Annotated in this window: 12 protein-coding genes; 8 read left to right on the plus strand and 4 right to left on the minus strand. The window is 42.4% G+C overall.

What is annotated here, in order from left to right; all coding sequences use genetic code 11:
* Positions 1-120 precede the first annotated feature (120 nt).
* Complete coding sequence (locus tag FNW02_RS00490) at positions 121-822, minus strand: Crp/Fnr family transcriptional regulator (RefSeq protein WP_225225320.1); 702 nt, start codon at positions 820-822, stop codon at positions 121-123.
* 64 nt (positions 823-886) lie between these two features.
* On the opposite strand from FNW02_RS00490, the gene FNW02_RS00495 reads away from it, so the two are divergent.
* The 4 genes from FNW02_RS00495 (at position 887) to FNW02_RS00510 (ending at position 4,572) form a co-directional block, all read left to right on the plus strand.
* Positions 887-1,168: a hypothetical protein gene (locus FNW02_RS00495; RefSeq protein WP_191755643.1), complete on the plus strand. Its 282-nt coding sequence runs from the start codon at positions 887-889 to the stop codon at positions 1,166-1,168.
* A 446-nt stretch (positions 1,169-1,614) separates the two neighbouring features.
* On the plus strand, positions 1,615-2,583 hold the full coding sequence (locus FNW02_RS00500; RefSeq protein WP_191755644.1) for a nodulation protein NodZ: 969 nt from the start codon (positions 1,615-1,617) through the stop codon (positions 2,581-2,583).
* A gap of 393 nt (positions 2,584-2,976) precedes the next feature.
* Positions 2,977-3,471, plus strand: a complete 495-nt coding sequence (locus tag FNW02_RS00505) for a GNAT family N-acetyltransferase (protein WP_191755645.1) — start codon at positions 2,977-2,979, stop codon at positions 3,469-3,471.
* A 111-nt stretch (positions 3,472-3,582) separates the two neighbouring features.
* Entirely contained in the window at positions 3,583-4,572 is a 990-nt protein-coding gene (locus FNW02_RS00510; RefSeq protein WP_191755646.1) for a phosphotransferase enzyme family protein, read from the plus strand.
* A 45-nt stretch (positions 4,573-4,617) separates the two neighbouring features.
* Here the strand turns inward: FNW02_RS00510 and FNW02_RS00515 are convergent, their stop codons facing one another.
* Entirely contained in the window at positions 4,618-5,304 is a 687-nt protein-coding gene (locus FNW02_RS00515; protein WP_191755647.1) for a response regulator transcription factor, read from the minus strand.
* 1 nt (position 5,305) lies between these two features.
* On the minus strand, positions 5,306-6,430 hold the full coding sequence (locus FNW02_RS00520; protein WP_191755648.1) for a sensor histidine kinase: 1,125 nt from the start codon (positions 6,428-6,430) through the stop codon (positions 5,306-5,308).
* A gap of 801 nt (positions 6,431-7,231) precedes the next feature.
* On the opposite strand from FNW02_RS00520, the gene kdpA reads away from it, so the two are divergent.
* The 4 genes from kdpA (at position 7,232) to kdpC (ending at position 12,017) form a co-directional block, all read left to right on the plus strand.
* Positions 7,232-8,941, plus strand: a complete 1,710-nt coding sequence (gene kdpA, locus FNW02_RS00525; RefSeq protein WP_191755649.1) for a potassium-transporting ATPase subunit KdpA — start codon at positions 7,232-7,234, stop codon at positions 8,939-8,941.
* Between the two features lie 26 nt (positions 8,942-8,967).
* A complete protein-coding gene (kdpB, locus tag FNW02_RS00530; protein ID WP_191755650.1) occupies positions 8,968-11,037 on the plus strand; it encodes a potassium-transporting ATPase subunit KdpB in 2,070 nt (689 codons plus the stop codon).
* A 152-nt stretch (positions 11,038-11,189) separates the two neighbouring features.
* Positions 11,190-11,429 (plus strand): potassium-transporting ATPase subunit F, encoded by a 240-nt coding sequence (locus FNW02_RS00535; RefSeq protein WP_191755651.1) that lies wholly within the window; start codon positions 11,190-11,192, stop codon positions 11,427-11,429.
* The gene (kdpC, locus tag FNW02_RS00540) at positions 11,430-12,017 is read left to right on the plus strand and encodes a K(+)-transporting ATPase subunit C (RefSeq protein WP_191755652.1); all 588 of its coding nucleotides are present in this window, start codon (positions 11,430-11,432) and stop codon (positions 12,015-12,017) included. It abuts the gene before it with no gap.
* A 100-nt stretch (positions 12,018-12,117) separates the two neighbouring features.
* Here kdpC and FNW02_RS00545 read toward each other — a convergent pair whose 3' ends face one another.
* Positions 12,118-14,646, minus strand: a complete 2,529-nt coding sequence (locus FNW02_RS00545; protein ID WP_191755653.1) for a mannose-1-phosphate guanyltransferase — start codon at positions 14,644-14,646, stop codon at positions 12,118-12,120.
* Positions 14,647-14,709: the final 63 nt, after the last annotated feature.

Below are 14,709 nucleotides of genomic sequence, written 5' to 3' on the forward strand. Positions count from 1 at the left end.
TAGGATTTCATACATCAATTCAGCAACGCCGTGATTTTTGATATCAATTAGGTTTTAACCACATCAGGCGGCTGTTTCAATACCCCACCCGGTTAGCAAAAGCTAGAAGGGCTTTATTCGTTATCTCTCTAGCTTAAACTTTAATAGGCGATCGTATTCGTTTTTGATTACCCGATAACACTCGCAGGAGGTCTCTTCCAGCCCTTGCTGATCAATAGCTATGATTTTCTTTCGGCTGCATTGAATAAAACCTTTTTTTTGCAAGTAATTGGCGGTCTCGGTGACGCCAGCGCGGCGCACGCCTAACATATGGGAGAGAAATTCATGCGACAGCAACAGTTCATCTGAGTTGAGACGATCCCTGGATTCGAGCAACCAGCGACACATGCGTTGTTCTATAGTATGAAGGCGGTTGCAGGCAACGTTCTGCGAGATTTGCGCGATATAGGCCTGCGTGTATTTTAGCATCACATCTCGCAGCGGCTTATTGGTGTCAAACTCGTGGAGCAACGACTCTGCTTTCATTCGTATCGCTTTACCGGGAACCTGGACAATATACGTAGTCTGCGTTGCCTCGCTCCCGCCCATGAAGGCGTTGATACCTACTATCTCGCGGTTTCCGACCACTCCGGCTTCAACCGTGATGCCGTCGTTCGTCGTGATGGTGACTGAGATCAGACAGGTGAGAGGAAAGTAGACATCTTTAATAGTTTCGCCGGGTTGATTGAGTATCTCACCGTATGAAAGCGATACCTGCTCCATATTGTTTTTGAGCTGTGCGTACACTTCGCAGGGCAGGACGGCAAGCAGAAGGTTTTCCATAATCATACTTTTGTTAGAGCTTTTTTCTGACCTTTGTTGATGCTCTAACTCCTACGATAAGGTAATGCAGCAAGCAAATATAGCAGGTAATAAAAGCATTAGTCAAAGCAACAATCATGCTCGCCCACATTCATGTCTCGTTAAGCACCTGTATTGCAGCCTAACAGGTAGAAATGATAGCGATTGCCCAAGGGGCACGGCAAAGCCGATCACATGTTTAGCCAGACTAAAATTCATATTTAATCAGCAAAAAGGCATATTACTTTCTCAAAAACTCATATTTAATCATCAAAAAGGCGTATTGCTTTCTCAAAATGGTGTTTTCCGCAAGCAAAATGGCATTTGACTTACTCATTTGAGTAATTCACGCATTAATTTTGGTGTATCTTTGAGCCGAAAGCTGGCGATCGCGATCGGTTCATTCAGCAAGAATCTTTTAACGCCTTAGTGCTGTCGTCGATTTCATCAACACAATATCAATGGCCAGGCTTATAAGTATAATTTCTATTCCTACCATAACCTACTGATTTTTGCAAAATAACCAGTGTTAGAATGTATCAATGCTCTAGCACTTAAAATTTTTACAGAAGTATTACTAAATAATTTTATATACTAATTTATACCAATCTTTACTGAAACTTTAAGTTTAAGTAGTAACTTTGTGCTGAAGTATATTTTTCAACTAAAGAATTAAAGCTTTTGTAAAAAGTGCTTATTTAGGCTTGTCTATTACCTAAATTTTATATTAACTATCAAACATTAAGCATCAAATAAACAGCAAATACCATGATAATGTTAACAATACCAAAATCAACCAAAGATATTGTAAAGGAAGTACTTAGAAATGTTTATGACAAAGTGCGTCCATCCTATTTTTCAATATTTAATTCTAGGAAATTTACTGTAACAATACACAACAATTATAGCGGTTTTTTTGCTCAACTAAATTGGTGTCTTTATATCTTCTCTTTTTGTGAAGACAAAGGTTTAATTCCTGATATTTACCTGACAGGAGACAATTATTTAGCTCCTGAATTAGGCGAAAATTGGTTTCAATACTTTTTTGAAGTTCCTGAGTTGGTTGGAGACAAGAATATATATAGAAATTCACAAAATAAATTAATAAAAAGTATCACAATTACGCATATTTTACAATTACTTTTGCCAAGTGAACACTTTGATAAAATGACTGTATTATATGCATCAAATCTTATGAAAAAATATATGCATATTAACCAACATATACAGACAAAAGTAAATACATACTTCCAAAAATATTTTCAGAGCAAGTTTGTACTGGGGATACATTATAGGGGTACTGATAAAATAGTTGAGTCTCCTAGAGTTTCTTGGGAATATGTTAAGAAAGTAGTAAATAATTATCTAAAGAAACATCCTAAAGTAGATTGTCTTTTTGTAGCCAGTGATGAAGGTGATTTTATTGATTATATAAAAAATGAATTTCAATGTATACCAGTTTTTAACCATGAAGATCAGCTAAAAGCAATTAACAATCAAGCTTTTCATCACATCAATTTAGGTAGAGATAATTTTAAAAAAGGTGAAGAAGCGCTGATCAACGCTCTGTTACTGTCTCGATGCAACGTATTAATCAGAACAAGTTCATTTTTGTCAGGATGGGCATCCATTTTTAACCCAGACTTACCAATAATTTTGTTAAACAGTCCAAATAAAGATACACTTTGGTTCCCAGACAAAGAATTGATTTCAAAATCTATGAACCAATATCTTATCGAATAGCACGAAGTCAGCCCCTTTGAGGAATTAAGAATTAAGAATTAAAAATTAATATCCCTATAAATTTAAGGGTATTAGGCTGTGGACTTAGAAAATTTTGCCAATTATGGGTTTTTCATCTTAGTGTTTTTGTGATGAAAAATTTGACTTTTGAAACCTAAAATACAGCAAAAAGTCTGTAGCCTACTTTCCTACGGAACGCTACGCGAACCCGCAGGGTGCGGAGGCTTCCTCCGCTCAGAACTTTTCAAGAGAAAGACACTAATAAAAATACATCTTTTTAATTTAGACCTTGAAATGGCTGGTTCTATTCAAATAAAATATTCAAAGCTAGGGTCGTCGGCAACAGCTGACTAGGAACGTTATGCCAACATTTGAAGAATCAAGAATTAATAGATGATTGAAATTGTTGAAGCAGATCTTAGTATGCCTGCTCATGCGGACGCTGTGGTTAAATTAATGGATGAGTATGCGCTCGACCCAATGGGTGGTGGTAAAGGTCTGTCTGACTACGTTAAAGCAAATCTTTCAGCAGAGCTTGCAAAAAGAAAAGCGGCTCATGTCATTCTCGCGCTTGTCGATGCCGAACCCGCAGGGCTTGTTGTCTGCTTAGAAGGATTTTCAACGTTCGCGTGCAAGCCATTACTTAATATTCACGATGTCATCGTTGCTTTACCCCACCGTGGTAAAGGCTTGTCCAAACTGCTGCTACAGAAAGCAGAGAAGATCGCGTTAGATTTGGGCTGCTGCAAGCTCACGCTAGAGGTACTAGAAGGGAACCATGTTGCCCAGTCAGCATATAAGGCGTGCGGATTCAGTGGTTATCAGCTAAATCCCCAGATGGGCAAGGCATTATTCTGGGAGAAAAAACTAGTAGAGGTGACTAAATAATTACTAATTCGTAATTCGTAATTCGTAATTCGTAATTAAAGTGGGTACAATCCTGAACCATAATTTTTAATTTGGTGGTCTTCAATATGTATACCAAGAGGTTATGCGAAAATGCAGGATAACATCTATGACTACATCGCGAAAGCTGCCCTTGCCCAATATGGTATAGCTCAAGGAGAGTGTTGTTTTTTAGCTCATAGTGGAAGCGTAACCTTCTGTATAAAGACACAAACGAAAAAATTTCTTCTCCGTATTCATCGACCAATATCTATGCTCTATAGCGATGTGTGGCAAAGACCACAGGTGATTGAGTCAGAACTTTTGTGGCTTGCTGCCTTGCGTAATGACACAGAGATTGTTGTGCAGGAGCCAGTAAAAAATTTACAAGATAAGTGGGTCACTCAAGTGTTAGCAGATGAAACCGGAGAAGTGTTTTATTGCTCACTGCTGCATTGGATTGATGGTGGAAATATCCTCAACGCCCAACGAACTCCACAACAGGCTTACCAACTCGGTTTATTGCTAGCTCGATTGCACCAGCATAGTAGTCAGTGGCAACTGCCACAAAACTTTGTTCGCCCAGCCTATGATCAGAATCGGCTGCAAGCAGCATTTGAGGCACTTTATCCAGCAGTATTACAAGAATTGATTTCGGCAGAAGATTACAAGACCCTCGAAGTAGCGGCTTGCCAAGTTCAAGGGATGATAGAAACACTGGGTCAAGAACAAAATGTCTGGGGGCTGATTCACGCTGACCTTCATGAAGGCAACTATCTTTTGCACAATGAGGAATTTCGTCCAATCGATTTCGCTCTCTGTGGCTTTGGATACTATCTTTACGATATGGCAAGTTCGCTTCAATATTTACTTCCCACTGTCAGACCTTCCTTTTTTGAAGGGTATCAAACTATCCGTAAGTTACCTGAACACTACTTACAGATTACAGAAGGTTTCTTTCTCATGGCGCTGATTGATGTGCTTTCTTTTCATGTGAATAATCCACAAGAGCATCAGGGAATTTCAGAAAGCGTACCGTATATTGTTAAAGAACACGTTCCTATGTATCTTGAGGGCGAGTCATTTTTGTTTGAGAAATACTAAGGCAGTTGGTGGCTTTTATTGCGTTCAGCAAAAGTTTTGCGATTACTACTCTTCTACAATTAAGTCGCTTTTAAGTAAGCGTTTTTGTAAAGCAACAATAACAGCGGTTTGGCGATCGCCTACTTCTAGCTTATGTAAAATAGCATGAACATGCACCCGGACTGTTCCAGGTGTAATGTAGAGCGCAAGAGCAATTTCTTGATTAGTTTTTCCTGCTGCCAAGAGCGATAAGATTTCCTGTTCGCGGTGGGTTAGAGGATTTGCAGGTGTTAAGAGGTTTGCCATCTGAGACTGGGGCAAAGCAGATGCAAAGGTAGAGCGAATTTCTTTGGTTGCGGTTTCATCCCACCATGATGCACCAGCAGCGACAGAACGGAGTGCCAAAACTAATTTTTCCGCAGCAATTCCTTTGAGACAATAGCCTTGAGCGCCTACCTCAATCAAACGTGTAATTAGGGATTTTTGAGAATGGGAAGTTAAAACTAAGATTGGCAGATGAGGATTTTGCTGCTTGATTTGTCTACACGCCTCAATTCCTCCGACTCCTGGCAATCCCACATCTAACAGCACTACATCAACAGGAGTCTGGTTGACTAACTCAATAGCTGTTTCACCATCTTCAGCCTCAGCCATAATCTCTAACCCAGTTTCTTGTTGCAACCGCACACGTAAGCCTAACCGGAAGAGTTCATCATCCTCAACGAGGAGAATTTTGATTGGGGTAAGGTGCATCTCACGAAGTTAGAGAGGATTGAAATGGATAAACGGGAAGTTTAAAGGCAAAGATAGCACCAGTGGGTACTCTGTTCTCTGCCCAGATTATACCGCTATGCGCTTCAATAATTTGGCGAGATAAGTAAAGCCCCAATCCAGAGCCTTGACCTTGGCGTTGGCAAAGCCCACCGTAGGCATCGCTATTTCCCTGGTAAAATCGCTCAAATAAGTAGGGGAACTCTTCAGGCTGGATACCTGCACCAGTATCTAAAATTTTGACAACTTGATAGGATGTTTGGGCTAATAATACGATTTCAACACGGTCACTGCGCCGAGAATGGTTGATGGCATTCACCAAGAGATTAGTAAAAACTCGTTGAAGTTGTAGGACATCACCCTTAACCCACAGCGATTGTCGCCAATCAGAGTCACCATAGCTAAACGAGAAATAAACGCGACGATTTGCAGCTAACTCAGTGAGGGTACTAGCTGTTTCCTCAGCTAGGATAACTAAATTCACAGGTGCTAAGTTAAGCTTTAAGCCTTCAGTATCATTACGATAGATATCCAACAAGGTTTCTAGAAGTTGTAGGGAAGTCTCATGGCTGCGTGCCATCGTTGCTAAAACTTTCTGCTGTGCTGGCAAGACTGCACCAAACTTTTCTTGTTGAAAGGCCTTGAGAGCTTCAATCGCTCCCAGCAGCGGCGTTTTTAGATCGTGGGTAAGTGTGGAAGCAAAGTCTTCTCGTAATCTGACTAATTCCTCTTGTGCTTCTAGCTTTGCCTTAGTCAGAGCGATCGCTTCTTCGGAACGACGCAGGCGAGCACTTAAAACACCTGTGACAATCAGTGCCATCGCTGCGATCGCTCTACTTGCAACTATAGAAGCCTTAATCACTTCACCTCCTGGCACTACAAGATTCAACATGACTAAGCACACAGCAATCAGAGTGGCTTGAAAGGTGGCAAGCCGCCCTAACCAAGAGTTTGCCAACAAAATCGGGCCGGTGTAAAGATACCCAAACACATATTCATTAGGCGTTGAAAACTCTAGAACTAAAACAATTATGAATAGACTAATAATGAGCAAAGATTTGCCCCAAAACGTTTTTTTATCAATTAATCCAGCTTTTAAAGCTCCCATTTTATCAAGAATTATTCCTATACGTTTTTAATGAAAAATTCAATTTGATTCTATATATTTATCTTAATTTTATCTACTACATTTTTGCCTTTAAAACTACCGTTTATCCAAAAGTATATCCAGATATATAAGCTAAGTAAACGCAGTAAACATTTCTATATATGCAACTAAACCATTTTTATAAAAAACTAAACTATATTTTATATCTAATATTAATTGTTTTATTTCCAAAAATAACTCATGATCAAAATTAATCTTAATTAAAAAACAGTATTTCTTTGTTATGTTGATTGCGAAAAGGTAGCTAGGTGAATAAATTTCACAAGTGTGAAAATTTGGATAAACAGACCTCGTGCACGAATATTTGAAAATAGAGTTTTTAGGTTCACGCAGAGGCGCAGCGGAAAGTCTGAGCGGAGGTTTCCGACGCTCGCGGACTCGCTCTAAGCGTTGGCGCAGCCTCTCGTAGAGAAGCCATGCCGTTGGCGAAGCCTCTCGAAGAGAAGGCTTTACGCTGCGCTATCCGATGGTCTGTTCACTGCCGAGAGGCGCAAGTCTTTGCGCCTCTCCCTTGTGTCCTTTGGACACAAGACAACCGTTCTAAAAGAACGGTTGGGCAGTAAGACCCGCATAGCGTTCATAACTTTCTAAAACAGAGGCGCAGAGAGTAACTAGAAATTTCTCTATTTAGCAGTTGATCATCTGATTTATGCAAGAGGTCTAACGTATACAGTAAACCACTTGACAAAAAAGCGTTTAATCAAAAACTAAAAAATAATGTATTGGGAGCTTTTCTAATTCATGTTACAAGGATGGATTCAAATTGCGATAACGTTACTTATTGTCATAGCAACTACTCCCTTTTTCGGGAGATATATGGCTTATGTCTTTATGGGAGAAAGAACGTTACTCGACCCGATAATAAATCCGCTAGAACGAGCTATTTATGGCTTTAGTGCGGTGCGATCGCCTACGGCGGGGGGTAGCCCATCGCAAGATGAGATGACTGGCTGGCAATATGCCAAAGCCGTGCTTTATAGCAATCTCGTTATGGGGATTTTGGTTTACTTTATCCTAATGACTCAAGGATGGTTGCCACTTAATCCTACAGGGTTAGGTGCGCCCAGTTGGGATTTAGCATTGCACACTACTGTTTCCTTCCTCACAAATACAGACCAGCAGCACTACTCTGGCGAGACAACTCTTAGCTATGCCAGTCAAACTTTTGCGCTTGGTTTTCTAATGTTCACTTCTGCTGCAACGGGTTTATCTGTAGGCGTCGCCTTTATTCGCGGTTTAACTGGCAGACCTTTGGGCAACTTTTACATTGACCTCATCAGGTCAATTACACGAATATTACTACCCATGTCCATCATTGGGGGATTGTTGTTAATCTTGGCAGGTGTACCAGAAACCTTGGCAGGCCCAGCAACAGCAACCACCCTAGAAGGTGCGACTCAGGTAATTGCCCGTGGGCCAGTTGCCCACTTCGAGATTATTAAAGAAATTGGAGAGAACGGCGGCGGTTTCTTTGGCATCAACTCTGCCCATCCCTTGGAAAATCCCAATGGTTTTTCTAACCTATTAGAGACTTGGGCAATGATTTCCATCCCCTCAGCGCTGATTTACACCTACGGCGTGTTTGCTAACAACCGTAAACAGGCATGGTTAGTGTTTTGGATGGTGTTTGTTATCTTTGTCTTTTTAGTCGGTATCGCAGCAGTAGGTGAGTTTCAAGGAAATCCCCTTGTTAATCCGTTATTGGGAGGACAGCAGCCCAACTTAGAAGGAAAAGAAGTTCGATTTGGTTGGGCGCAAACAGCACTGTGGGCGGTAATGACTACAGCAACAATGTGTGGTGCTGTAAATGGAATGCACGATTCTTTGATGCCGCCAGGTGGATTTGCGACTCTATTTAATATGTTCTTGCAGATCATCTGGGGAGGTCAGGGAACTGGCACGGCGTACCTATTTATCTACTTGATTTTGGCGGTGTTCCTCACTGGTTTAATGGTGGGACGAACCCCGGAATTTTTAGGACGCAAAATCGAGAAAAAAGAAATCGTCCTTGCCAGCGTCATCTTGTTAGTTCACCCTTTTGCCATTCTCATCCCTTGGGCGATCGTTTTTGGCTTTCCCGATACTCTCTCAGGTATTAGTAACCCAGGTTTCCACGGCGTTTCGCAGGTGGTTTACGAATATGCTTCAGCAGCAGCAAACAACGGTTCTGGCTTTGAAGGATTAGGAGATAACACCCTCTGGTGGAACTTCAGCGCCAGTGTCAGTATTTTGGCAGGACGTTATATCTCCATCATCGCCCTGCTGCTGCTAGCAGATAGTATGTCTCGCAAGCAAGCCGTTCCTATAACCTCTGGTACTTTGAGAACCGATACCAGACTCTTCACTGGAGTTACAGGGGGCGTAATTTTGATTCTTGGTGCTCTTACTTTCTTCCCCGTATTAGTTTTAGGCCCTCTGGCTGAAGCGTTTCAAATCGCCAGAGGCGGGTAAACAATTAAAATATTTGTTCATTCAAAATGGAATCATCAACTAAACCTCGACAAGAACGCAAACATACACCTAAAGCCAAAAATACTGGACTCTACTCTAGGGCTTTTCAGCAAGCATTCGTCAAGCTACACCCGCACAATATGCTCAAGAATCCGGTGATGTTTTTGGTATGGGTAGGCACAATTATCACAGCGCTGGTAACAATTGAACCTAACCTGTTTGGCAACATTCCCGGAGACAATCCACGACTGTTTAATGGGTTGATTACCGTTATTTTGTTCTTTACCGTTGTGTTTGCTAACTTTGCCGAAGCGATCGCCGAAGGACGAGGCAAAGCGCAGGCAGATGCTTTAAGAGCAACAAAATCTGATGTGACAGCACGTAAACTTCTCCCTGATGGCTCTATTCAAGAAATTAACTCTACAGCCTTACGTCGCGGCGACCAAATCAAAGTAATTGCAGGCGATATCATCCCTAGCGATGGGGAGGTAATTGCGGGAGTGGCTTCCGTTGATGAATCTGCCATCACTGGAGAGTCTGCACCAGTATTGAAAGAACCAGGCACAGACATTGCCAGTTCTGTTACTGGGGGAACGCGCATCACCTCCGATGAACTGACAATTCGTATTACAGCTGACCCTGGTAAAGGCTTTATTGACCGGATGATATCTCTAGTAGAAGGAGCTTCTCGTAGTAAAACTCCTAACGAAATCGCCCTCACAGTCTTGCTAGCAGTTCTGACCCAGGTATTTTTAGTAGTGATTGCAACTCTGCCTACAGTTTCAGTCTACGTTAAATCACCAGTAAGTATTGCTATGTTGATAGCCTTGTTGGTGGCGCTAATTCCTACCACAATTGGGGGATTATTGAGTGCGATCGGTATCGCTGGGATGGATAGAGTTGCTCAGTTTAACGTGATTGCTACTTCTGGACGCGCAGTAGAAGTCTGTGGGGATGTTAATACGTTGGTATTAGATAAAACAGGCACGATTACTTTGGGAAACCGTTTGGCAGAAGAATTTATTCCTATTAACGGTCATTCCCTAAATGAAGTAGCGAAAGTTGCATTAGTATCTAGTGTTTTTGATGAAACACCAGAAGGAAAATCTATCGTTAAACTGGCAGAGAAATTAGAAGCAAGATTAGATTTTGACCCGAAACAGGCAGAAGGTATCGAATTTTCTGCCAAAACTCGCATGAGCGGTACTGACTTACCCAATGGTATACAAATTCGCAAGGGTGCTGTAGATGCAATTAAAGGATTTGTCCGCTCCCGAAATGGAAAACTAACTCCCGAACTTGATGCAGCCTACGAGCGAATTTCTAGATTAGGCGGAACTCCGTTAGCTATATGTCAAAACGACGAAATCTACGGCGTGATTTATCTTAAAGACATCATTAAACCAGGTATCCGAGAACGGTTTGATCAAATGCGGCGGATGGGAATCAAAACCGTTATGCTTACCGGAGATAACCGCATCACTGCATCTGTAATTGCTCAAGAAGCTGGAGTCGATGACTTTATTGCTGAAGCTACTCCAGAAGATAAAATTGAGGTGATTCGTTCTGAACAAGGGCAAGGCAAATTGGTTGCTATGACTGGAGATGGTACTAACGATGCTCCAGCTTTAGCTCAGGCAAATGTCGGGGTGGCAATGAATTCGGGCACGCAAGCCGCGAAAGAAGCTGCCAATATGGTAGACCTGGATTCTGACCCCACCAAATTGATTGATATCGTCACTATTGGTAAGCAATTGCTGATTACCCGTGGCGCACTCACCACTTTTTCAATTGCTAACGATGTTGCCAAGTATTTTGCCATCATTCCCGCTATCTTCGCGGGGATTGGTGTTGGTAGTCTGAACATTATGGGTTTGGCAAGCCCCCAATCTGCGGTATTGTCAGCACTGATTTACAATGCTTTGATTATTCCGGCACTTATTCCCTTAGCGCTAACTGGTATCAAGTTTCGACCGTTAACGGCAGATCAACTTTTACAACGAAATATTTTCATCTATGGACTTGGTGGCGTTATTGCTCCCTTCATTGCCCTCAAAGCGATCGATGTTCTGATAGCTGTGGTCGGTTTGGCGTAATTAAATAATTCGTAATTCGTAATTCGTAATTCGTAATTCGTAATTCGTAATTAAGTTTTGTAATGGGGATTCAACCCCAATACAAAGCTTGTCGGTTATGGAACCGGGGGATTTGAACCCACAGAACTAATTAAAGTTTTGGATTTTGAACTATGGGATATTTACCACAAAATTTTTCTGAAGTGTTTGCCTTCGTAACTTCCAAACGAAATCGCATTCCGCTAAATCTATTTTTACTGCTGTGCTTTAATGTGCTGCTAGCACCAGCAGTACAGGCTGCAACACCAGGTGAATCACGCTTTGCATCTTACACCATTGCTCTTTTAGGCCTTGTTACTCTAAGCCTGTGCATTTATTTATTCATTGTGATTTTTCAACCGGAGAAATTTTAAATGAGTCAGCTGCGCCAAATTAATAAAGCTATTCGTTCTACTATTGCTTTGTGGGTGCTAACAGCATTACTGTATCCTTTGTTGATGCTACTGTCTGGACAGATAGCGTTTTCTTTCCAGGCTAACGGCAGTTTACTCACCAATTCTCAAGGAAGAGTCATTGGTTCAGCATTGATTGGTCAACCGTTTAGAAGCAATCGCTACTTTTGGAGTCGTCCCAGTACCATTGACTATAGTACCACCGAAGTTGCTACCACCGGAATTTCAGGAGCCAGCAACCTCGCCCCCAGTAATCCCGAACTCCTCAAACGCATTCAAGCAGAAGTAACACGGCTGAAACAAGCTAATATTCAACCTACCGCCGATTTAGTTTATACCTCTGGCTCCGGTCTAGATCCACATATCAGCCCTGAAGCAGCCCAAGCACAAGTGCAGCACGTCTCAACTGCCCGCCGTATTGCTCCAAACCAAATTCAAAAGCTGATAGACAAAAACACTGATGGCAGATTCTTGGGTATTTTTGGTGAACCTGGAGTCAACGTTTTGAAACTGAATTTGGCATTAGATGCTTTGCAACCCAACCTTTAGCTTTCCAAGCCTTGCTCCTCATGTTTCAATCCCTTCAACCCTAGTGATTAGTGATCAGCGATCGCTTCGCTGATCACTAATCACTAATCACTGTTTGAAATTACACTTCAGCGGGGAGATATTCTTGTTGTCTCTCCACAAATGACTGGACACGGGCGCGGTAATCTCTTACGGTATCGTCTACCCAATCGCGATCGTTGCTATTTGCATACAAGTGTACCAATGGTTCGCTAGCATCTGGTAGAACTAACAACCAACTGTCATCGTAGGGCTGGCAAATTTTCACCCCATCGATTAATTCTAGATTTTGGGCTGGGTGAGTTTCGACCAAGTAACGCATCAGTGCGCCTTTAGCTGTCCAGGGGCAACGTATTGTGTAACTTTTGTGAATTACACGAGGTAATTCTGAGCGGACAGTAGCGAGCGATCGCTCTTGAATGGTCAGCATCTCAATCAGTTTAGCAATGCAGAACATGGAATCAAATCCCGGATGCAGTTGCGGGAAAATAAAACCAACGTCTCCACTACCTCCTACCACCACATTCGGATTTTTCTGACAAGCTTCCATCAATGCGGCGGGATTGGCTTTAGTGCGAATCACCTTACCATCATGGCGACGGGCGACTTGTTCCACGGCACTAGAAGCGTGAACTGGCACAACTACCGTTCCCCTAGGGTGAGCCGTTAACATCATGTCCACCATCAGCGCTGTTAACATTTCCCCACGAATCAGGCTTCCCGATTCATCAACTAAAATCAGTTGTTCCCCATTCGCCGTTACCTGGACGCCGAAGTTAGCTTTCAACGCTTCAACTACATGACCCAACTGAGTCAGCAGACCTTCGCGATCGGTTGTGGTTACAGCATTTTTATTCAGGCTGGCATTTAACACCACCGCATCAGCGCCAAATTTATCTAACATTTGGGGTAACACTGCCCCAGATACAGCATAAACATAGTCAATCACCACTTTTGCCCGACTGTTGCAAAGAGTAGCAACATGTAACAGCTTCTCAAACGCAGTACAGTAACGGTCAATGACTTGGCTAGGATATGCCACATCGCCAATTTCATGAATTAGCGCTCGCCGCATATCTTCCTTAAAGTAAGCCCCCTCAATTTTCTTTTCTAGAGCCTTGGAGATATTAATACCCTTGGCATCCATAAATTCAATGAGAATATAGTCAGGGCGATCGGGGTGTACTCGTACATGGATACCGCCATTAACCGACATTGTGGGTATTACTGTACGAGCTATGGGGATGGCTGTAGCATCGAGGTTTTGAATGTCAACACCTACTGACATCAAACCAGCAATTAGCGATCGCGTCACCATCCGAGAAATATTACGCTGGTCACGGGAAACTGTTACTTTAGAGCCAGGTTTCAAAGTAGAACCGTAAGCGGCCCCTAACTTGACGGCAAATTCTGGGGTGATGTCGATATTAGCTAATCCTTGCACACCACGTTGCCCAAACAAATTTCGTTGAGCGATGTTACCCCAAATCAAGTTAATGTTTAAAATTGCACCTGACTCGATTTTCTTACTGGGCCAAACACGCACACCAGGACTAATTTGAGCTTCTTCTCCCACCGTAGAAAGCGAACCCACTACAGCAGCTTCTAATACTTGAGCGCGGCGGTCTACACGAGTCCCACGAGAAATCACGCAGGCGCTTAGTTGTGCTTCATCTCCAATAATTGCCCCATTCCACACAATTGGACGCTTAAGATTAGCATCAGCGCCAATAGTGACATTATCGCCAATGATAGTTCCGTCTTCAATCTGTACTCTCGCCCCGATGCGGCAATTGTCGCCAATTACTGCTGGAGTTTCAATAATTGCTGTTGGGTCAATAAAGGTATTTTGACCCACCCACAACCCAGATGAAACTTCTTTGTAGGCAAAATCGAGTTGTACCCTCCGAGCTAATGCATCATACTGAGCTTCGCGATAAGCATCTAAATGACCAACATCGCACCAATAACCTTCAGCAATGTAACCATACATTGGCTCATCTTTAGCTAGAAGCAAGGGAAACAAGTCCTTAGAAAAGTCGGATTCAGTGTTTGCTGGCAGATATTCCAAAACTTCTGGCTCAAGAATATAAGTACCAGTGTTGACTGTATCGGAAAAAATTTCACTCGTAGAGGGTTTTTCTAAAAATCGGCGAATTCGTCTTTGCTCGTCGGTAATAACTACCCCAAACTCAATTGGGTTAGGAACCCTAGTTAAAATCAAAGTTGCTTTTGACTGCTTTTGTTTGTGAAATTCAATTGCCGCTGTGAGGTCAAAATCTGTTATGCTGTCGCCGCTAATGACTAAAAAAGTTTCATCAAGAAGTTCGGCAATATTTTTCACACAGCCTGCTGTACCAAGAGGCTGATCTTCTTCTACAGCGTAGGTCATCTGTACGCCAAAATCGCCACCATCTTGAAAGTAGTCTCGCAAGACATCAGGTAAATAATGCAATGTCGCAATTACTTCTGTAATTTGATGTCGTTTGAGAAGATTGATAATGTGTTCGGCAATTGGTCGATTTAAGATAGGCACCATCGGTTTAGGCAGGTCGCAAGTTAACGGGCGAAGCCGCGTTCCCGAACCGCCTGCCATCAGTACTGCACGCATAAATCCTCCTTAGCTATTTGCAGCATTCCCTGCGTCAAGACCCGTAAGATACGTTTCTTTGTT

It is taken from the genome of Komarekiella delphini-convector SJRDD-AB1 (genome assembly GCF_014831675.1).
Taxonomy (GTDB): domain Bacteria; phylum Cyanobacteriota; class Cyanobacteriia; order Cyanobacteriales; family Nostocaceae; genus Komarekiella.

Coding starts and splice junctions, on each gene's coding strand:
- FNW02_RS00510 (WP_191755646.1), top strand. CDS start 3,583: ATGCAGGATAACATCTATGACTACATCGCGAAAGCTGCCCTTGCCCAA.
- FNW02_RS00505 (WP_191755645.1), top strand. CDS start 2,977: ATGATTGAAATTGTTGAAGCAGATCTTAGTATGCCTGCTCATGCGGAC.
- FNW02_RS00520 (WP_191755648.1), bottom strand. CDS start 6,430: ATGGGAGCTTTAAAAGCTGGATTAATTGATAAAAAAACGTTTTGGGGC.
- FNW02_RS00535 (WP_191755651.1), top strand. CDS start 11,190: ATGGGATATTTACCACAAAATTTTTCTGAAGTGTTTGCCTTCGTAACT.
- FNW02_RS00545 (WP_191755653.1), bottom strand. CDS start 14,646: ATGCGTGCAGTACTGATGGCAGGCGGTTCGGGAACGCGGCTTCGCCCG.
- FNW02_RS00490 (WP_225225320.1), bottom strand. CDS start 822: ATGGAAAACCTTCTGCTTGCCGTCCTGCCCTGCGAAGTGTACGCACAG.
- kdpB (WP_191755650.1), top strand. CDS start 8,968: ATGGAATCATCAACTAAACCTCGACAAGAACGCAAACATACACCTAAA.
- kdpC (WP_191755652.1), top strand. CDS start 11,430: ATGAGTCAGCTGCGCCAAATTAATAAAGCTATTCGTTCTACTATTGCT.
- kdpA (WP_191755649.1), top strand. CDS start 7,232: ATGTTACAAGGATGGATTCAAATTGCGATAACGTTACTTATTGTCATA.
- FNW02_RS00495 (WP_191755643.1), top strand. CDS start 887: ATGCAGCAAGCAAATATAGCAGGTAATAAAAGCATTAGTCAAAGCAAC.
- FNW02_RS00500 (WP_191755644.1), top strand. CDS start 1,615: ATGTTAACAATACCAAAATCAACCAAAGATATTGTAAAGGAAGTACTT.
- FNW02_RS00515 (WP_191755647.1), bottom strand. CDS start 5,304: ATGCACCTTACCCCAATCAAAATTCTCCTCGTTGAGGATGATGAACTC.